We start from the raw sequence: 17,789 nt of genomic DNA, 5'->3' as shown, positions 1-17,789 counted from the left end.
CGTCACCGGGCGCTGGCTGTTTCGACCGCGAACTTCTCGGCCAGCGCCGCGCTCTTGACCACCGCCGCCTTCATGGCCAGGTGCACCTGGCCGTTGTGCTTGAGCGCGCTGAGGTACAGTGTGCTCTGGCTGTCGGACTGCTCCACCAGCCCCACGCGAATGCACAGGGTTTCGCCGCGCTCGATGGGTTGGTGGCAGCGCAGGTCCTCGATCACCATGGGCAGCGACGGCAGCCCCTCGTTCTTCTTGACCCACACCAGCGCTGCCTGCAGCAGGGCGTCGGCGTACATGGGGCAGAAGGCGCGGGTGCTGTGGCCGTCCACCAGGTGCTGTTCGTCGTGGGGCAGCCACTGGCAGGTGAACAGCATCTCCCGCTCGTCGGTCTGTTGATAGGACTTGAGCAATTGGAAGTCGTCGCCATGAAACAGGGTCCGGTCGCGGTAGAGCTCGCCGCCGTTGTCCCGGTTCAGTTCGATGGCGATGGAGTCCTGGTGGCTGCTGGTCAGGTCGTGGCTCAGTTCGATGCCCTGGTAGCTGTAGTGCACCTGACCGCTTGCCGGATTGCGGATGACGGCGTCCAGGGTCAGGCGCTCGTTGCCGTCGGCGCCTCTGGCGTCAATGGCCAGCAGCAGGCGCTCGGGTAGTTCCTGGGTTAGCGCCAGCCCTTTGTTGACGTTCATACGCTCGCAACCGGTGACCACCACACCGGCGAAACAGTTTTCGATCACATTGGCCACCCAGCCCATGGCGAAGGTGGCTGGCAGCACCACCTCGCCGCCGATGGCGTGGTGGCTGAGCAGTTTGCTGTCGGACAGGGCCCGGGTGCTGAGCAGCACCTCGCTATGGAAGTCGCTCAGCTCGCCGAATTCGGTCTGGCGCGTGGACAGGCCGCCGCTGGGACCCACCATGGTCAGGGGGGCCGCGCCGCCGGACTGGCACAGCTCGGCGAAGTGGGCGGCGCCCTCGTCCACTTCGATCAGGGCGATGCCCCGGGATTCGAACATTTTCCTGATGGCGGGTGTCACCATGCCGGCGTTCCACGCGCCCCAGATAACGGACAGGGCGCGACCGTTTGCCGCCATTTGCGGCTGCAGCGCCAGCGCCATGCGGTTGAGGATTTCGTTGGCCATGGCGTAGTCCACCTGCCCGACGTTGCCGAACAGACCCGCCACCGAGGAGAAGAAGCAGCTGAACTGCAGCTTGCCCAGGTCCAGGTGGGCGAGCAGGTTGGACAGGCCGTAGAGTTTGACGCTGAATACGCGCTTGAACTCGGCCATTTGTTTGTCCTCGATGCGCTTGTCCGCCAGGGCGCCGGCGCCGTGGATCAGCGCCAGGCTTTCGCTGTCGCGCAGCCAGTCGTCGGACTCGGCCCAGGCGCGCACCGCCTCGGCGTCGCTGATGTCCACCGCGGCGTAGCGGGCCGGGACGCCGCACTGCTCGAGGCGCTTCAGGGTGTCGCGAATCTCGCGATGGCCCTGCACCCGGTTCACCAGTTCGTTGATGGCCTTGGGTGTGGCCTTGCCTTCGGTGTCTTTCAGGCGGGCCGCCGCTTTGGCTTTGAGATCCGCGTCGGCCACGCCGCGGGCCCAGCCCGGCTCCTCGCCGTCGAAGGGCGTGCGGCCCAGCAGCAGGTAGCGGCCCGACTGGCGCTCGGCCAGCGCCCGGACGCAGTCGGCGGTGATGCCGCGGGCACCGCCGGTGACCACGAAGCATGTGTCCTCCGGCAGGGGCTGCACGGCGTCCACTGCGGGCGCTTCGATGACATCGAAGGTGTGGCGCGCTTCAAGGGTCACGCCGACGTCGGTGAGGTTGACGTTGTGGTCGTGCAGCTCGGCCAGCAACCGCTGCGCCAGTTGTTTGTGGTCCAGCGCCGGATCGATGTCCACGGAGCGGCAGAACAGGTGCTCGGTTTCCACCGCCAGAGTCTTCACCAGCCCGAAGCAGCCGGCGGCCAGGGCGCCCCGGCCGGGTTCGGCCAGCCCCAGGCGGCCGTCCACCCGCGCCAAGGTGACGAAGGCGCGGCGGCCCTCGCCTGTCGCGTCCAGGTGGCGCTTGTAGTGTTTGGCCAGCAGCAGCAAGTGTTTGAGTGCCCGCACTTCGTCGTGGCGATCGCCAATGTCATCGATGGCCGTGCACACCGGCGGGTGCTGGTAGACGACCGCGTCCACCTCGGGGATTTGATTCAGCGCGTCCACCAGCGCCTGCTCGGTCCAGCCGTCCAGAGCGATGTGATCGCCGGGAATCCCGTCGCCGGCATTGGGCAGGCTGAGGATGTACACCTCCAGGCCGGCGCGCTCCAGTTCCCCGGTCACCGCGAGCGTTTGTTCGCGTTCGCTGTTGACCAGCAGCACCCGGGCGCCGGGGCGGTAGCAGTCCAGCAACTGATCGACGGGGCCGAGTTGGCGCAGCCCCACCTTGTGACGGCGGATGGGCGCCACCGCCGGCACTTCAGGCGCGGCGATCTCCGTGGCCGGTGCCGCCGCGTTTTGAGCCGCGTCACCGCCGTTGCCAAGAAAGTCGAGAATCTGCTGCAGTTTGCGCAGTTCTCCGGCGGCCTCCGGTGAGGGAGCGGGCAGGTCCGGGAAGTGGGATTGCAGGCCACCGAGAATCTCCACTCGCTTAATGGAGTCGATGCCCAGGTCTGCTTCCAGGTCCATCTCCAGTTCGATCACGTCCCGTGGGTAACCCGTTTTTTCCGACACCAGATCCAACAGGGTTTCCGCTACCGTCTGCACGTCCACGGCGGTGGCGCTTGCGGCTTCGGATATTCTGGTGGAGGCCGTTTCGCCATTCGTTGGGGTGCCACTGGACGCGGCTTGCCCGATGTAGGCGGCGATGTCCCCAAGGGTGCCCAGTTCGCCCAGGGCGGCCGGGTCGAGGGTCTCACTCAGGTTCAGGGTCTTTTGCAGTTCGCCGAGGATTTCCACCCGCTTGATGGAGTCGATACCCAGGTCCGCTTCCAGGCTCATGGACATTTCCAAGACGTCCTTGGGGTAGCCGGTTTTTTCCGACACGATCTGCAGGAAGGTTTCGGTGATCCGCTCGGCGCGGATGCCGGTCGCTGCGGGCGTCGCCGTCTGGGGTTTGTGGTCGGCGGATTCGACGGTGCCGGATACTTGAGTCTGCCCAATTTCGCGGCCGGCGATGTCGATGATGTCCTGCAGGGAGCGCACCTCCGTCAGGGCTTCCGGCTGCAACTGGGTCAATCCCGGCAGTGCCCTGTGCATCTCGCCGAGGATTTCCACCCGCTTGATGGAGTCGATGCCCAGGTCCGCCTCCATGTCCATCTCGGGGGCGAGCACGTCTTCCGGGTAGCCGGTTTTTTCCGCCACCACGCGCATCAGCGCCTCGCGCACCTGATCCAGACCGATGCCGGCTTTTGCCTGCGGGGCGGGTGCCGGTTCTTCGTTTTCCCGGCGGGGCACCGGAGCTGCGGTGGCCGCAGGCGCCGGGGGTTCGGTGGTGGCGGACGCCTGAGTTTCGGTGGCCGCGGGTGCAGGTTGGGCGTGCGGCGTTTGCGCCGCCGCTTCGGACACCTGTGACATGCCATGGCTTATCGGCGCCAGCATGTCGGGCATCTGCACCGGTGCGACCGGGGATGGACGCGGGCTTTCGGCGTTGCGCCCGGAGGCCAGGGACGCCAGCTCTACCGTCTGCTGCAAGAACTGCCGGTGGGAGTCGGAGCTGTGGGCCTGGCCGTCGGCGACAATCTGCAAACCCTGGCGCGCCAACTCCGACACCGACTGGAAACGCTGCGGATCCGCGCGGTAGCTGTCGTTCAGGTTTTCCAGCAGCGAGACCGTTTGACGGGAGGTCTGGCCCACCTGGGCGAGATAGGTCTGGTGAATGTCGGAATTGCCGCGCATCAACTCGCCCAGCATTTGCAGCTGAGCGCCGACTTGGGTTTGAGCGCCCGCGGTTTGAGATGCGGCGGCCGCCGTGGTTGTTGCGATCTCGGTGTTCGGTTTCTGTTGGCTCACGATGCTTAGCTCCCGCTTAGGCTGGGCGATTGGTTGAGGCTGTTCGGTGACGGGTTCGGAGGCTTCGGCGCGCGGTACTTCCGCGACCGTCGTGTGCGGCGGTTCGGCCGTTTTCCAGGCATCGGCCGGATGCCCCAGGCGCTCCTGCCAGGCCCGGCGGCGGTTGTCGCTGACGTAGTTGATGCCGTTGAGTTCGACGGCGAAGCCCGGCTTTTGCGGTGCGTCGCGGTAATCGGGTTCGAACTCGTCCAGGCTGTCCACCGACACGCCGGCCACCGCCAGCTGCACCAGGGCGCTGTTCAGTTGTTCTGCCGAGTCCTCCGGCTTGCCGTTGTCCAGGGCGATCACGGTGACCGGATGGCCCGCCGTTTCGCACAGGCTGCCGACCATTTTGCTCAGGTGGCCCTTGGGGCCGAACTCGACAAAGATGCGTACGCCGTCGACCAGCATTTGCCGGACTATGTCGACAAAGCGCACCGGTTCCAGCAGTTGTTGTTTGAGGCCGGTCTTGAGCACCTCGGCGTCCTGGATGGCTTGGCCGTCGCGGTTGCGGTACAGCGGTAGGGTCGGCGCGCTGAAGTCCACCGCGTCGATGGCTTCGGCAAAACTTTGTTGGGCGTGGGCCACCAGGGGCGTGTGGAAGGCGGCGGACACCGGCAGGGGCGTGAAGTTGATGTCGCGCCGGGCGAGAAAGCGCCCGAACTCGGCCACGGTATCGGCGCCGCCGCCGATCACCGTCTGCGTGTCGGTGTTGAAGTTGCACAGGTACACCGACTTTACGCCGCTTTCTTCGATCAGGCGTTCCACCACCTCGCCGGGGGCGGAGACCGCCGCCATGGTGCCGCTGTCGGCCTGATCGTCCCGCGGTGCCATGGCGCGGCCGCGGGCGATGGCCAGGCGCACATAGTCTTCCGGTTGCAGGGCGCCGGCGGCCCAGAGTGCGGTGAGTTCGCCGAAGCTGTGGCCCGCCACGCAATCGGCTTGGAAGCCGGCGCGGCTCAGGGTTTGATAGGCGCCGGCCGAGACGCAACCGATCGCCGGCTGGGCGTACTGGGTTTGGCGCAGGGTGAGTTCCTGCTGTTTGGCCGTCTCCTCGTCGTAGGCGGGGCGCGGATAGATTTTGTCGCTCAGGTACTCGCCGGCGCTGTCGTGCATCAGCCGGTCGGCGGTTTCCAGCAGTGCCACGTAGGGCGGGTAGGCCAGGGTTGCGGCCCTGCCCATGTTGACGTACTGGCTGCCCTGGCCGGAGAAGAGCGCTGCCACCCTGCCGCCACCGGCTTCGCGGGAGAAATAGATGCCTTTCGGGTGCTGCCAGCGCGCGCTGTCCTCCTGGCGCGCCAGGTGTTCGGCGGCGAGCCGCGCTTTTTCCCGAAGCTGATCCAGGGAGTCAGCCACGAAGCCGAGGCGGTGGCTCTGTCCACTGCCGGCTTCAAACGGCCAGGGTTGTTCGGCGTCCTCCAGGCGGCCCAGCGCTTCCAGTCGCGCGCCCAGAGCCTCGGCGGAATCGGCGCTCACCATCACCGGCCGGGCCACGGCGTGCAGGCGGCGCCGTTCGGCATCACCCGGCGCCGGGTACTCCTCCAGCACGGCGTGAAAGTTGGTGCCGCCGAAACCGAAGGCGCTGATGCCGGCGCGGCGCGTCTGGCTGCCGTAGTTCAGCAGCCAGGGCCGGGCGCTGTTATTGAGGTAAAGGGGGGAGGCCGGGTCGCGCAGTTCCTCAGTGGGTTGTTTCACGTTGATGGTGGGTGGCAATGCCTTGTGGTACAGCGACAGCGCCACCTTGATCAGTCCCGCCGCGCCGGCCGCGGCCTTGGTGTGGCCGATCTGGGACTTGACGCTGCCCAGGGCGATGTGGGGCGCCTCAGCGGGGCCGATGACTTCCTTCAACGCGCTCACTTCCGTGGCGTCGCCCACCTTGGTACCGGTGCCATGGGCTTCCAGCAGGCCGACGCTCCGGATGGGGAAGCCGGCGTCCTCGTAGGCGCGGCTCAGGCATTTCATCTGGCCTTCCTTGCGCGGGGCGTAGATGCTCTTGAACTTGCCGTCGCTGGAGGCGCCCAGGCCCTTGATCACGGCGTAGATGCGGTCGCCATCCCGCTCGGCGTCGGACAGGCGCTTGAGCGCCAGCATGCCGATGCCCTCGCCGATCAATGTGCCGTCGGACTCGACGTCGAAGGGACTGATGATGCCGCGACGGCTGAAGGCGGGTGTTTTGGAAAAACACAGGTACATCAGGATGGTGTTTTCCGCATCGCAGCCGCCGGTGAGCATCATGTCGGCGCGGCCGCACTGCAGTTCGTCCATGGCCATGCGCAACGCGGCCAGGGAGCTGGCACAAGCGGCGTCGATGGTGCAGTTCACGCCGCCCAGATCGAAGCGGTTGGCGATGCGGCCGGCCACCACGTTGCCGAGCATGCCGGGGAATGAGTTTTCCTCCCAGGGCGCGTATGCTTTTTTCAGGGTATCGACGATGTCGTCGATCTGGGCATCGTTCAGTCCACGACTGGCCAGCACCTGTTTGATTTTCGGGTACTGCAGGCGATTGCTGAGCGGCTGGGTCAGGGAGTTGGCGCCGGTGATGCCGAGCACCACGCCGGTGCGCTCTTTTAATTTCTCAAACGCCTGGGGCTCCAGGTAGCCAGCGTTGTGCAGCACCGACTTGGCCACATTCAGGCTCAACAATTGCAGAATGTCGATCACGTCCAGTGCATTGGGTGGAATGCCGAACTCTACCGGACTGAAACGGGTGCGGGGCACGAAACCGCCGCGGCGGCAATAGGTTTTGTCTTCCGCGGAAGGGTCGGGGTCGTAATAGTCTTCCAGTTTCCAGTGGCTTTCGGGCACTTCGGTGATTGCATCGGCTGCGCGAAAAATGTTGCTCCAGAACTGCTGCAGGTTTTCCGCCTCGGGAAACAGACTGGACAACCCGATGATTGCAATGGGTTCTTTGACCATATTCATAACGCTAGCCCTCGCCGGTTTCTGTTTTTGGTTGCCGTTGACAATTGCCAACATATTCAGAGATGAGTCTGCCGAGGATCTCGATGGCGGCCCGCTCACTGATGATCTGGTAGTGGTCGAAGTCCAGGGACTCGACCGAGAGGTGGGACACAAGCGGCTTCCACCCCATGTGTCGAATCCAGGAGAAACGACGCAATAGACCTTTCCTGGCACGAATCAACAGTAAGCTTCCGCCATAGGGTTTGGGTTGATAGACGGAACCCAACCGCGCATTGCGCACCAATCCCTGGGTGAAGGTGGTGAATACTTTTTTGAAGGCGACCAGCTTGGTGCGGCGGTCAAAAGCACCCTGATCCTTGGTTTGGTTCAGGATGTCCCGCAGTATCTCGTCGCCGTCCCGGCGCCCGAACCAGGGCAGCTGTAAGCGGATGCGACAGCGCTTTAGCGACTGAAGGTATTGCACGAACCATTTCAGGGTGGTGCCGGAGGTGACGTTGCCCTCCGAAAACGCCAGGGTGGTGATTGGTGCAATACTGTCGATAAATGCCAGTTTCGGCGGCGTCTCCCCCCGCCAGCGGGAGGCTGCTTCGAAGGCCACTACGCCGCCGAAGGACCAGCCGACGAACAACAGGTTAGGTTCCTCCACCGGCAGTTGCGGGACTATCTCTTCGGCGATCTGCTCGATGGTAGTGGTGAGTTTGCCCTGTCGGTCCATAGCCTCGACATAGGCGGTGCAAAGCATCAACTCCACCGACAATACTCGCCAGTCAGTCAGCGGCCGGGTCACGTCCTTGATCACTTGAGATGGCAGGCCGCCGGGGTGGAAATACACCAGGGTACCGACCGGGTTATCCACTTTCCGGACGGGAAACACACAGGGCACCTTGGATGATAGGGGGGCAGTCATGGTTTCACCGGTGGTTGGTATCTTGTTATTCAATTCGCATTTCGAAGTTCAAGAGTTGTCGCCTGGTATCCCGGATAGAACTCCGGACCCAGAACGGTGGAGTTACGCCTCAGCCATGGCTTCGTACTCTTCCTCGATAAACTGTGCCAGCTTGCCGATGGTGGGGTGGTACCACATGGCCGTGGGCGGCAGTTCCAGGTCGATCCAGTCCTCTAGTTCACCGGCCAGCAACAGCACTTCGGTGGAGTCCAGGCCGAAGTCCACGAACAGCTTGTCCGGGTCCACTTCCTCCTTCGGGCAGTCGAGCTTGTAGGCGAATTTCTCCAGCAACCAGTTTTTGATGGCTTCCGCATCGATATTTGAGTTTTTCTCGGTCATAGCGAATCACTCCCTTGTGTTGAATCAGTCTTTGATGGACACCGCGCACCGCCCGCGCGCCAATTTCCGGCGCAAGGGCACCCATGCCCTGTCAGAGACAGAGCTGTCATTGTCAATGAATACTTGGGGGTCGGCCGATCCGGCCGAGAGTGTTAAGTCACAGCATGGGTTTGGTAACCATGAGGTACAGGGAGAACGCCGGCAGCGCCGTGGCGACGGCCCCCACCAGATTCCATTGGCGAGACAACTGCCAGTAGCGCTCGGGAATTTCCGATCCGTTGGCAAACTCCAGCGCCAGCTTGCTTTGCTGGTGTTGGATGGGCACCAGGATCAGCGCCCAGAGCACCGCCGAGGCGTAAAAGGCAACCTGTGCCCAGAGTAGCCAGGATTCGGCCACCACCAGGTTGGATTTGGCCGCGTAGGAATAACCGCTGGCGGCCAACAGTGTCGCCCCCAGCGCTGTAAACAAGCGGTCGGTTTTGGTGACCATGCGCTGGGAGAAGGCTAACACCACCGGGTCATTGGAGCGGTTGGCCATGAGCTTCCAGAAGAAGGTGACGATGATGTTGCCGAGGAAAATCACAGCACCCAGTACATGGGCGAAAAGCAGTATCCGTTCCATTATTGAAATCCTTCTTGTTTCTTGATGCACTTAACCGCCTCCAGGGCGGAAGATATGCCGCTTTCGTGGAAGCCGGCAAAATCGGGTCCGGCACGCTTGATGCTGAAGTAGGTGCCGGAGAAAAAGACGTTGCCTTCGCCATTGAGGGTATAAAGCTCGTCCTGCGCGCGGTAGACACCCATATCGATGATCGGATGTTCCATGTCCATGCGTTTGATCACCTTGCCTTCATCCAACGGCAAGGGGCTGTCGATGGAGACCAGGTAATCGCGATTCGCGGTAAAACCGTGAATCTTGTTCATGTAGTACACCAGGTACGGATGGGCGGTACCGTCTCTGGTGACACGGCCGTAGTTCCAGCTCGCCCAGCGCTCGCGTTCGGCCGGCAGCACACTGGTGTCGGTATGCAGCACCACCTCGCTGCAGTTGTAGCGTACCTTGCTCAGTACCCGGCGCTGCAGGTCGGTGGGGCTTTCCAGCAGCCGCAGCGCCTGGTCGGCGTGGGTGGCTATTAGCACCTTATCGAACAGCCGCTCCTGGCCGTCGATTACAACTGCCACCTTGTCGCCTTTGGGGTAGACGGCCTGCACTTCGGTGTTCAACTGCACCGGGTTTCTCAGCACTGCCTGAATCCGGTCGAGGTACTGTTTGGAGCCGTTCTCGACTGTCTCCCAGCTCACCTTCTTGCCACCCAGGCCGCTCTGGCCGTGGTTCATGAAAAACCCGATCAGGGTCGAGGCTGGCATTTCCCCCATTTTGTCCGCCGGCAGTGACCAACAGGCCGAACCGAGCTGAACCACGAAGCTTTCGATGAAATCGTCCGCGTAGCCGTAGGTGTCGAAGTATTCCCGCAGGGGGATATAGGTTTTTCCTTCGTAGAAGTGTCGCGGTGCTTCCTTGAAGAATCTGTTTGCCTCACGCCAGATGTGCACGAAGCTTTCCGGGTAGCGGCCCACCACGTCTTCCTCGCTCAGGGATAGCTCTTCGGTGCCGTAGTGAATGCCAGTGCCCAGTTCGAAGAAGTTGTAACCGCCCTCGTGAGTCAGGGTGGTCACGCCCAGATCATCGAACATGCGTGTGAGGTTGTAGTAATTGTCTCGGTTGAACACCATGAATGCAGTGTCCACTCCGTAGGATTCCTCTCCTTCGAATACTTCTATGGTATTTGTATGGCCGCCTACGTAATCCGCCTTTTCATACACATGGACATCAAAGAAATTGTTGAGATAGTAAGCTGCCGATATTCCGGATATGCCGGAGCCGACGATAGCAACCTTTTTCAATGTTCCCCCTAAAACTCAAATAGATTGACGCGATATGATAATTTTAACGCCAAGTCATCAACCGGAATTCAAGTTACCTCTACGAGGTGAAAGGAATATTACGTTCCGGAATTTATTGTATTTTTTTTCGAATGTGAAAGGTAACGCGCGGTTTCAGACTGCTAATGTTTCTCCTTGTCATGGTCTAGGCCAACTTTGAGAAGCTCTTCGAGAGGTGGGCGTTCGTGTGGTAGGCAATGGCAGAACGTTGAATTAACGCCGTCATGCCTGATCTTTCAATGGGGTGGTGCTGAGGTTCTGTAAGATGTCGAAGTTTGAAGTGAGAGCGGCGGAGGTCGTCTGGAAGTGTGCCGAGACACCTGTCCTCGGTGTTGATATGTTTCAGAAATGCGTCAAAGCCGGTGAGTTTTTGTAATTGTGGCTTGTTGCTGGCCATGGTGAATTTCCTTATTAACCAATGGGTAGTATGTATGCCTATATAAAATCGTACAGGATTTTTTGATTAAGAAGTGAATGTTTTATTCGAATTTTTTTGGAGATCATCAAGGTTAAGTAAGAACTAATCATTTATTGAAATATTTTCAACTAAAAAAACAGTTGTATTTATAGGATTATTTTTTAATTGCTTAACAAGAGCGATAAATATAGCGACAAAAATTATGCGATAGCAATGGGGGGAGACACTCATTTTTATATCAAATTGGAATAACTCATTCGTGCTCGCCCTGAACGGTAGGTGGTAAGTGATGACCGTTATCCATACCCGGTTGGACTCTGTCACCACAAACTTTCGATTCAAGACTTTTTCAGTCAGCGGTAAGTGGTGTTTACGGTTGGTGGTCGACTTGATGCATGGCTTATGCGTTGCGATCAATCCCAGCGCCTCAGCGGACTGGGATTGATGCCCAGGCTTTTGCAGCAGCCTTGGCCGCATTTCTCTACTTCTGTACCAGCTGAATTACATCAGCCCTAGATTCCTCGGTGTGCTTGCGCCAGATCTCCACATTCCCAGTCCAGAACCTCAGGTCTTAATGCGATATCCAGTGCGGAAGATCCACCACACCGCGATCAGGCACAGCAGCAGGAACAGCAGCGTCATCCCCAGGCTGATACCCACATTCACATCCGACACACCGTAGAAGGCCCAGCGGAAGCCGCTGATCAGGTAGACCACCGGGTTGAACAGGGTGACTGTGCGCCAGGGCTCCGGCAGCATATCGATGGAATAGAAGGCGCCGCCGAGGAAAGTCAGCGGGGTGACCACCATCAGCGGAATCACCTGCAGTTTCTGGAAGTCGTCGGCCCAGACGCCGATAATGAAGCCGAACATGCTGAAGGTCAGCGCAGTCAGCACCAGGAAGCCCAGCATCCAGAAGGGGTGCACTATCTCGTAGTCGACGAAGAAGCGCGCGGTGACGAGGATCAGGCAGCCGAGGATGATCGACTTGCTGGCCGCGGCGCCCACATAGCCGGCGATGATTTCGAAGGCCGACACCGGCGCCGACAACACCTCGTAGATGGTGCCGGAGAACTTCGGGAAGAAGATGCCGAAGGAGGCGTTGGAAATACTCTCGCTCAACAACGACAGCATGATCAAGCCGGGGATGATAAAGGCCCCGTAACTGACTCCGTCGATGTCCCCCATGCGCGAGCCGATGGCGGCGCCGAAGACGATAAAGTAGAGGGATGTCGACAGTACCGGCGAGGCGATGCTCTGCATCAGGGTGCGCCAGGTGCGTGCCATTTCAAACTTGTAGATGGCGCGGATTCCGTACCAGTTCATGCCTGGGCCTCCTTGGTCAACTGCTTCTCATTTTCTTCACGCGCGCCCCGCACCAGGCCGACGAAAATCTCCTCCAGGGAGCTCTCGCGGGTGTGCAGGTCGCGGAAATCGATATTGGCCTCGTTCAGGCGGCGGAGGAACTCGGTGATACCGGTATCGCTACTCTTGATGTCGAAGCGGTACACCAGCTGGCTGCCGTCGGCGGAGAGCGTCAGCGGCAGGTCGGCGAGGGACTCCGGCACCGCCGGCAGCGGCTCCGGCAGGTGCAGGCTGAGTTCCTTCTCGCCCATCTTCTGCATCAGGGTGTGCTTGTCCTCCACCAGCACCAGTTCGCCGCGGTTGATCACGCCGACCCGGTCGGCCATCTCCTCGGCCTCCTCGATATAGTGGGTGGTGAGGATGATGGTGACCCCGGATTCGCGCAGGCCGCGCACCATTTCCCACATGTCCTGGCGCAGTTCCACATCCACGCCGGCGGTGGGCTCGTCGAGGAAGAGAATGCTGGGCTCGTGGGACAGGGCCTTGGCGATCATCACCCGGCGCTTCATGCCCCCGGACAGGGCCATGATCTTGCTGTCCTTCTTCTCCCACAGGGACAGCTGGCGCAGCAGCTTCTCGATATAGGCCGGGTCTGGTGCCTTGCCGAACAGGCCGCGGCTGAAGTTCACCGTGGCCCAGACACTCTCGAAGGAGTCGGTGGCCAGCTCCTGGGGCACCAGGCCAATTTCGCTGCGCGCCCGGCGGTAGTCGCGCTGGATATCGAAGCCGCCGGCTCGCACGCTGCCACTGGTCGGGTTGACGATGCCGCAGACAATGCTGATCAGCGTGGTCTTGCCGGCGCCGTTCGGGCCCAATAAAGCGAAGATCTCGCCGCGCCGGATCTCCAGGTCCACATTCTTCAGGGCGGTAAAGCCGCCGGCGTAGGTCTTGTTGAGCCCCTTGACGGAAATAATCGGTTCCACTTTGTCTCCTTCCTGCAAAAGTTACCCCAGGGGTCTGGTCGGTTGAGCGCTGGGCAGATCGACAGTCTGCCCGAAAAGTTTTCACTTCCGGTTGTGCGATGTCAGTCGCGGGCACTGGTGTAGTTGCCGATATCGGCCTCGATTCCCAGGCTGGCGATCAGCTCCCGGGGATTGAAGCCCGTTTCCCTGTGCATGGCAGCGACGGCTTCGCGCGCTCTTTGTACCGATTCGGAGTCCTGCCACTCGACTAGTGTAACAAGTGTGAAATTCCCATCGGTAGCCGGTTTCTCCAGCAAAATATCCTGAACAAAGCCCGGCTGTTCCTGGAGCAGCGCATGTGTCTGCCGCACCCGGGCAAGAAATTCCTCCCGCGCGGTATTTGGTACTACAAATTTGTCCAGGCGATAGATTCTGGAGGAAGAGTTTAATACTGTGCTCATTTTATTGCCTCATCGGTTGTCTGGGTGGTTTCATGGGATGTGCGCGGCCACCGGGCGGCGACGAGCGCGGCTGTGGCCAGCAGCAGGAGCAGCAGCCCGGTGGCGGCGAAGCAGCCGGCGAGGCCGAAAAACTGGCTCCACGGCTGGCTCGCGAGCGGCGACAGGAACTGGCCGAGGAAAATACTGGTGGTGAGCCCGCCGGCAATGCGCCCGCGCATCCGCGCTGGCGCCAGGTGAATGGCGCTGGTGAATAGGTGCGGCATCAGCGCGCCCATGCCGATCCCGTACACCGCCGTCGCGGCCGCAACCGCGGCGAAGGAATCCGCTGCGGAGATCAGCAGCAGCCCGGCGGCCATAAAGACGAAGCAGAAGGCGAAGACGCCCGGGCCTCCCAGCCGTGCGCGGATGCGGCGGTAGAGAAACAGCGACGACACCGCCCCCATCAGGTTGCCGCCGGCGATGGCGAGGCCCGCGTGGCTCGGCAGCAGGGTGCCGATGTCCCGCAGCAGGAAGGGCAGCTGGGTCGGGATCAGGTAAAAGGCCAGGCTGTTGAGCAGCGCCGCGGCAAAGAGCGCCGCCAGCAGCAGGTAGGACGCTTTCTCTTTGTCGTCGGAGCCCGCGACGACATGACTTTTGCGCGGCGGCTCGGTGAGAAAAGCCATTGCGGCCGGCAGCAGGAGCAGGGCCATGCCGTAGACCGCGAAGGGCGCGCGCCAGTTAAGGTCCGCCAGAAGGCCGCCGCCGACCAGAAACACCACGCCGCCAAAACTGATAAAGGCGCCCTGCTGGCTCATGTATTTTTCCCGCTCGGAACCGATGAAGTAATCGCCCACCAGCGCGGTCACCGAAGTCATGGTGCCGGCCACCGCAATTCCCAGCAGGGCGCGCCCCGCCAGTATGGCCGCCAGGCTGTCGACCAGCAGGCCGGAGAGGCCCGCCAGCCCGTACAGCAGTATGGACGCCAGTAAAATCCGCAGGCGACCGAAGCGGTCGGCAATGGCGCCGGCGACAGGGGCGCAGAGGGCGATAAACAGCGCCGGCAGTGTCAGCACCAATCGGCTCAGCAGTGCGCTGTCCGGATGGCCGGCAAAGTGGTCCTGCAGTGCCGGCAGGGACGGCGCTATGGTCGCGCCGGACATCACCGTCAGTGCGGCCAGGCACAACAGGGTGCCGCGGCGCAGCGGGGAGACCGCCGGATCAATGTCCAGGGTTGCGGGATATGCACTCATGCGGCAATCTCACCGTAGGGAGTTTTGCCGCGAGCCTCGCGCAGGGCCGCTGCCCACCAGCGCAGGTGCGCCAGCATGCGCGCCAGGGATCTCTCCGCCCGCGCCGGCTCGCGCAGCTTGCCGCTGCCGTCGAACTGCTCCCAGGCATTGATAAAGCTGACGCTGTCGCGCAGGGTGACCGAGTGCAGCTCGGCGAACACCTGGCGCAGCTGCTCGACCGCGCGGGAGCCTCCGGAGATGCCGCCGTAGCTGACAAAGGCCACCGGCTTGGCCTGCCATTCCGCCTTGGCGGAATCGATCAGCGCCTTGAGTGGCGCCGGGTAGCCGTGGTTGTACTCGGGGGTGACGACGATAAAGGCATCGGCCGCGTCCAGGCGCCCGCGCGCATCGGTGATCCTGTCGAGTGGGTCAATAAAGCTTAGTTGGTAGCGACCGCTGCGCTCCAGCTGTGTCGCCAGCCAGTCGACGACGGTATCGCAGAATCGGCCCTCGCGGTCGCTGCCGTAGATGACGGCCAGGCGGCATTCACTCTCCATTTTTCCCATTGTCGTTTCTCCCGGTGGTTGCAAATGAACGCTGCTCCTGAAAGGGGGTGATGCCGCGCGGCTCCCCTGATGTCGGCTTTTTGTCGATAAGCCTTGCTACCAAGCCGAGACTCTGTGCCTCAGCCGCCACCAGGAAAGCAACATCAATTTTCTTGTTCACAGTGGTTTTCCCTGTAGTTGCAATCGAACGCCGCGCAGTGTAAAAGCTCAACTTAACTTGAGGTCAATTGGTTGTGGCGATTTTTTTTGATAAAAAGTCGCTATGGCGAAAATCGGAGCTGGCTATGGGCAAGAGTGACACGGGGCCGCGTCGGGAGCTGTCAGTAGGGGAGGTGGCCGAGCGCAGCGGCCTGGCGGTTTCAACCCTGCACTTTTACGAGAGCAAGGGGCTGATCAAGAGCTGGCGCACCGGCGGCAACCAGCGTCGCTACAGCCGCGATGTCTTGCGGCGGGTGGGGATTATCAAGGTGGCGCAGAGCACCGGCATTCCCTTGGCGGAGGTCAAGGCGGCGCTGGATACACTGCCGGACGGGCGCACACCCAACAAACGGGATTGGGCGCGACTGTCCGCGCGCTGGCGCGAGGACTTGGACCGGCGCATTGCACAGCTGGCACTGCTGCGCGACCGGCTGGAGGGTTGCATCGGTTGCGGCTGCCTGTCGATGGACAGCTGCCCACTGCGCAATCCGGGGGACGTGGCGGCGGAGAGGGGCAGTGGGCCCCACTACCTGGATGTCAATCGGTGAGCGCCTGATCCGGGCGAACACAAGGTTCGCCCTTACATGGCTTTTCTCAGTGGTTCCAGGGCGGTCCTTTGAGTTCCACCACATTGCCTTCCGGGTCGGAGATATAGATCGACGGCCCCTCGCCCTCGGCGCCGTAGCGGGACTCCACCTGGCCTGGCTCCACGCCTTTGCCGCGCAGGAAGGCGACGATTTCCTCTGCGTCGAAGGGGTCAATGCGCAGGCAGAGGTGATCCAGGTTACGCCCCTCCTTGCCCGGTGCGGCGCCGCCGGCGCGGCCCAGTTTCTGGTTGACCGGCACCAGGTCGATCAGGCTGCTGCCGGCGCGCAGCTGGTAGAGGCCTATCTCCCGCTGCTCGCGCTCCATGGTGCAGCCGAGAATGTCCATATAGAAATCCAGCATCGGCTGCAGTTCTTTTACCCGCAGCACGATATGGTCGATCTGTTTGATTTTTAACATCGGCACTTAAACCAGGGGTTTCCGGAAGGGTTCGATGATAACCCAGTCGCCGGTTTCGCAGTTACTGCTCTCCCGCGGCAGGACGATAAAACAGTTCGCCTCAGCGAAACCGGATAGTATATGGCTGCCCTGGATACCGGTGCTTTTCACCACCTGGATACCGTCGTCGTCGCGATAAGTAAATCCGCGCTGGTAGTCGGTGCGCCCGGGGGCCTTGCGGATCGGATTCAGCAGGCGCGCGCGGCCCTGGAATGTTGCCTGGCCATTTTCCGCGGCCATGCCGCGCAGTTTTTCCAGCGCCGGCAGTACCAGTTGGTAGAGGGTGACCAGCGCCGACACCGGATTGCCGGGCAAACCGAAAAACAGCGCCTCGCCGTTCTTTTTCGGCAGCTTCCCGAAGGCAAAGGGCTTGCCGGGCTTGATCGCCAGGCGCCACATTTCCAGCTGCCCCAGTTCCTCCAGTACCCGGCGGGTAAAGTCCGCCTCGCCCACGGAGACACCGCCGCTGGTAATCACGATATCCGCACTGTCCCGCGCCTGTACAAAGGCGTCGCGAATCGCCGCCGGCTCGTCCGGCAGGCAGCCGAGATCGATCACCTCCAGATCCAGCTGTATCAGTGCGGCTTTCAAGGCAATGCGGTTGCTGTCGTAGATATCGCCCTGATTAAAGTCCGCCACCGGCGTGCCCAAGGGTTTCAATTCGTCGCCGACGGACAGCAGCGCGGCCCGCACCCGGCGCAGTACCGTCACCTCACTGATACCTGCCGCGGCAAGCAGCGCTATGTCCGGCACCCTGAGCGGGCGGCCGCCGTCAGCCAGCACCTGGTCCGATCGCACATCCTCGCCGCGGCGGCGGATATGGTCGCCGGCTTTCGTGTCGGTGTGCAGGGTCAGTGTGTCATCCCGCAGTTCCGCCTGTTCCTGCATCACCACCCGGTCGGCGCCGGCGGGCAGGGGCGCGCCCGTTGTGATGCGCACGCATTCTCCCACCTGCAGGCTGCCTTCGAACGGGTGGCCGGCCAGGCTCTTGCCCCGCAGCCGGTATTCACCGCTCTCTCCGCAGAGGGCGTAGCCGTCCATGGCCGAGTTGTCGCAGGGGGGCAGGTCCAGCCGGGCACTCGCCGGCTCCGCCAGCACGCGGCCACAGGCCTGTTCCAGGGGCAGGGTTTCGGTTTCCCCCAGCGGGGTTATGGCTTGAAGCAACTGCTCGCGGGCCTGTTCGACGGAAATCAGGCCGGGTTGCAGGCAGGTATCGGTGGTCATGGATGTTTATCTTTAGTTGTCGGCGGTCGGTCGACATTAGCGCGCTGGAAGGGAATTGCAATACTGATCGGGACTCGGGACTCGGGACTCGGGACTCGGGACTCGGGACTCGCAGGATTGTGCTGTAGGAGATGTAATAAAGCGGCGAGGCATTGATCTAGCTTTGGAAGGGGTCAGTCCCCTAATCTGGTTGAGATTGAATCACAAGGTCGCTAAGCGCCTTAAACCAGAAG

16 protein-coding genes are annotated in these 17,789 nt (G+C 61.8%); 1 reads left to right on the top strand and 15 read right to left on the bottom strand.

Annotation, left to right across the window (positions count from 1 at the left end):
• Nucleotides 1-2: 2 nt before the first annotated feature.
• The 13 genes from AC6R19_RS20450 to AC6R19_RS20390 all read right to left on the bottom strand — a co-directional run bounded on the left by AC6R19_RS20450 (nt 3) and on the right by AC6R19_RS20390 (nt 15,250).
• Entirely contained in the window at nt 3-6,941 is a 6,939-nt protein-coding gene (locus AC6R19_RS20450; protein WP_500581727.1) for a beta-ketoacyl synthase N-terminal-like domain-containing protein, read from the bottom strand.
• A 4-nt stretch (nt 6,942-6,945) separates the two neighbouring features.
• The gene (locus AC6R19_RS20445) at nt 6,946-7,848 is read right to left on the bottom strand and encodes a thioesterase domain-containing protein (RefSeq protein ID WP_500581726.1); all 903 of its coding nucleotides are present in this window, start codon (nt 7,846-7,848) and stop codon (nt 6,946-6,948) included.
• Between the two features lie 102 nt (nt 7,849-7,950).
• The gene (locus tag AC6R19_RS20440; protein WP_500581725.1) at nt 7,951-8,226 is read right to left on the bottom strand and encodes an acyl carrier protein; all 276 of its coding nucleotides are present in this window, start codon (nt 8,224-8,226) and stop codon (nt 7,951-7,953) included.
• A 157-nt stretch (nt 8,227-8,383) separates the two neighbouring features.
• Nucleotides 8,384-8,848: a DUF2269 family protein gene (locus AC6R19_RS20435; RefSeq protein WP_500581724.1), complete on the bottom strand. Its 465-nt coding sequence runs from the start codon at nt 8,846-8,848 to the stop codon at nt 8,384-8,386.
• On the bottom strand, nt 8,848-10,131 hold the full coding sequence (locus tag AC6R19_RS20430; RefSeq protein ID WP_500581723.1) for an NAD(P)/FAD-dependent oxidoreductase: 1,284 nt from the start codon (nt 10,129-10,131) through the stop codon (nt 8,848-8,850). The genes AC6R19_RS20435 and AC6R19_RS20430 overlap by 1 nt, the downstream gene beginning before the upstream one ends.
• Before the next feature lie 184 nt (nt 10,132-10,315).
• Nucleotides 10,316-10,567, bottom strand: a complete 252-nt coding sequence (locus AC6R19_RS20425; RefSeq protein WP_500581722.1) for a hypothetical protein — start codon at nt 10,565-10,567, stop codon at nt 10,316-10,318.
• Between the two features lie 123 nt (nt 10,568-10,690).
• Nucleotides 10,691-11,065, bottom strand: coding sequence for a hypothetical protein (locus AC6R19_RS20420; RefSeq protein WP_500581721.1), 375 nt, complete (start codon nt 11,063-11,065; stop codon nt 10,691-10,693).
• 87 nt (nt 11,066-11,152) lie between these two features.
• A complete protein-coding gene (locus AC6R19_RS20415; RefSeq protein WP_500581720.1) occupies nt 11,153-11,914 on the bottom strand; it encodes an ABC transporter permease in 762 nt (253 codons plus the stop codon).
• Nucleotides 11,911-12,876, bottom strand: coding sequence for an ABC transporter ATP-binding protein (locus AC6R19_RS20410; protein ID WP_500581719.1), 966 nt, complete (start codon nt 12,874-12,876; stop codon nt 11,911-11,913). Before AC6R19_RS20410 ends, AC6R19_RS20415 begins: the two co-directional genes overlap by 4 nt.
• A 101-nt stretch (nt 12,877-12,977) precedes the next feature.
• A complete protein-coding gene (locus tag AC6R19_RS20405; protein ID WP_500581718.1) occupies nt 12,978-13,316 on the bottom strand; it encodes an antibiotic biosynthesis monooxygenase family protein in 339 nt (112 codons plus the stop codon).
• A complete protein-coding gene (locus AC6R19_RS20400) occupies nt 13,313-14,545 on the bottom strand; it encodes an MFS transporter (protein WP_500581717.1) in 1,233 nt (410 codons plus the stop codon). Before AC6R19_RS20400 ends, AC6R19_RS20405 begins: the two co-directional genes overlap by 4 nt.
• The gene (locus tag AC6R19_RS20395; RefSeq protein ID WP_500581716.1) at nt 14,542-15,090 is read right to left on the bottom strand and encodes an NADPH-dependent FMN reductase; all 549 of its coding nucleotides are present in this window, start codon (nt 15,088-15,090) and stop codon (nt 14,542-14,544) included. Before AC6R19_RS20395 ends, AC6R19_RS20400 begins: the two co-directional genes overlap by 4 nt.
• Nucleotides 15,071-15,250, bottom strand: a complete 180-nt coding sequence (locus AC6R19_RS20390) for a hypothetical protein (RefSeq protein ID WP_500581715.1) — start codon at nt 15,248-15,250, stop codon at nt 15,071-15,073. Before AC6R19_RS20390 ends, AC6R19_RS20395 begins: the two co-directional genes overlap by 20 nt.
• A 124-nt stretch (nt 15,251-15,374) precedes the next feature.
• Here AC6R19_RS20390 and soxR point away from each other — a divergent pair, with 124 nt between their 5' ends.
• On the top strand, nt 15,375-15,836 hold the full coding sequence (soxR, locus tag AC6R19_RS20385) for a redox-sensitive transcriptional activator SoxR (RefSeq protein WP_500581714.1): 462 nt from the start codon (nt 15,375-15,377) through the stop codon (nt 15,834-15,836).
• Between the two features lie 46 nt (nt 15,837-15,882).
• Here the strand turns inward: soxR and AC6R19_RS20380 are convergent, their stop codons facing one another.
• Nucleotides 15,883-16,293: a VOC family protein gene (locus AC6R19_RS20380; RefSeq protein ID WP_500581713.1), complete on the bottom strand. Its 411-nt coding sequence runs from the start codon at nt 16,291-16,293 to the stop codon at nt 15,883-15,885.
• Nucleotides 16,294-16,299: 6 nt separating this feature from the next.
• Entirely contained in the window at nt 16,300-17,556 is a 1,257-nt protein-coding gene (gene moeA / locus AC6R19_RS20375; protein ID WP_500581712.1) for a molybdopterin molybdotransferase MoeA, read from the bottom strand.
• Nucleotides 17,557-17,789: the final 233 nt, after the last annotated feature.

The organism is Microbulbifer sp. SE14 (assembly GCF_059834885.1).
This window is presented reverse-complemented; position numbering and strand designations above follow the sequence as displayed.

Excerpts from the sequence above, each read along its gene's own strand:
- AC6R19_RS20450 (WP_500581727.1), bottom strand. The coding sequence starts at position 6,941 with ATGAATATGGTCAAAGAACCCATTGCAATCATCGGGTTGTCCAGTCTG.
- AC6R19_RS20445 (WP_500581726.1), bottom strand. The coding sequence starts at position 7,848 with ATGACTGCCCCCCTATCATCCAAGGTGCCCTGTGTGTTTCCCGTCCGG.
- AC6R19_RS20440 (WP_500581725.1), bottom strand. The coding sequence starts at position 8,226 with ATGACCGAGAAAAACTCAAATATCGATGCGGAAGCCATCAAAAACTGG.
- AC6R19_RS20435 (WP_500581724.1), bottom strand. The coding sequence starts at position 8,848 with ATGGAACGGATACTGCTTTTCGCCCATGTACTGGGTGCTGTGATTTTC.
- AC6R19_RS20425 (WP_500581722.1), bottom strand. The coding sequence starts at position 10,567 with ATGGCCAGCAACAAGCCACAATTACAAAAACTCACCGGCTTTGACGCA.
- AC6R19_RS20420 (WP_500581721.1), bottom strand. The coding sequence starts at position 11,065 with ATGCGGCCAAGGCTGCTGCAAAAGCCTGGGCATCAATCCCAGTCCGCT.
- AC6R19_RS20415 (WP_500581720.1), bottom strand. The coding sequence starts at position 11,914 with ATGAACTGGTACGGAATCCGCGCCATCTACAAGTTTGAAATGGCACGC.
- AC6R19_RS20405 (WP_500581718.1), bottom strand. The coding sequence starts at position 13,316 with ATGAGCACAGTATTAAACTCTTCCTCCAGAATCTATCGCCTGGACAAA.
- AC6R19_RS20400 (WP_500581717.1), bottom strand. The coding sequence starts at position 14,545 with ATGAGTGCATATCCCGCAACCCTGGACATTGATCCGGCGGTCTCCCCG.
- AC6R19_RS20395 (WP_500581716.1), bottom strand. The coding sequence starts at position 15,090 with ATGGGAAAAATGGAGAGTGAATGCCGCCTGGCCGTCATCTACGGCAGC.
- soxR (WP_500581714.1), top strand. The coding sequence starts at position 15,375 with ATGGGCAAGAGTGACACGGGGCCGCGTCGGGAGCTGTCAGTAGGGGAG.
- AC6R19_RS20380 (WP_500581713.1), bottom strand. The coding sequence starts at position 16,293 with ATGTTAAAAATCAAACAGATCGACCATATCGTGCTGCGGGTAAAAGAA.
- moeA (WP_500581712.1), bottom strand. The coding sequence starts at position 17,556 with ATGACCACCGATACCTGCCTGCAACCCGGCCTGATTTCCGTCGAACAG.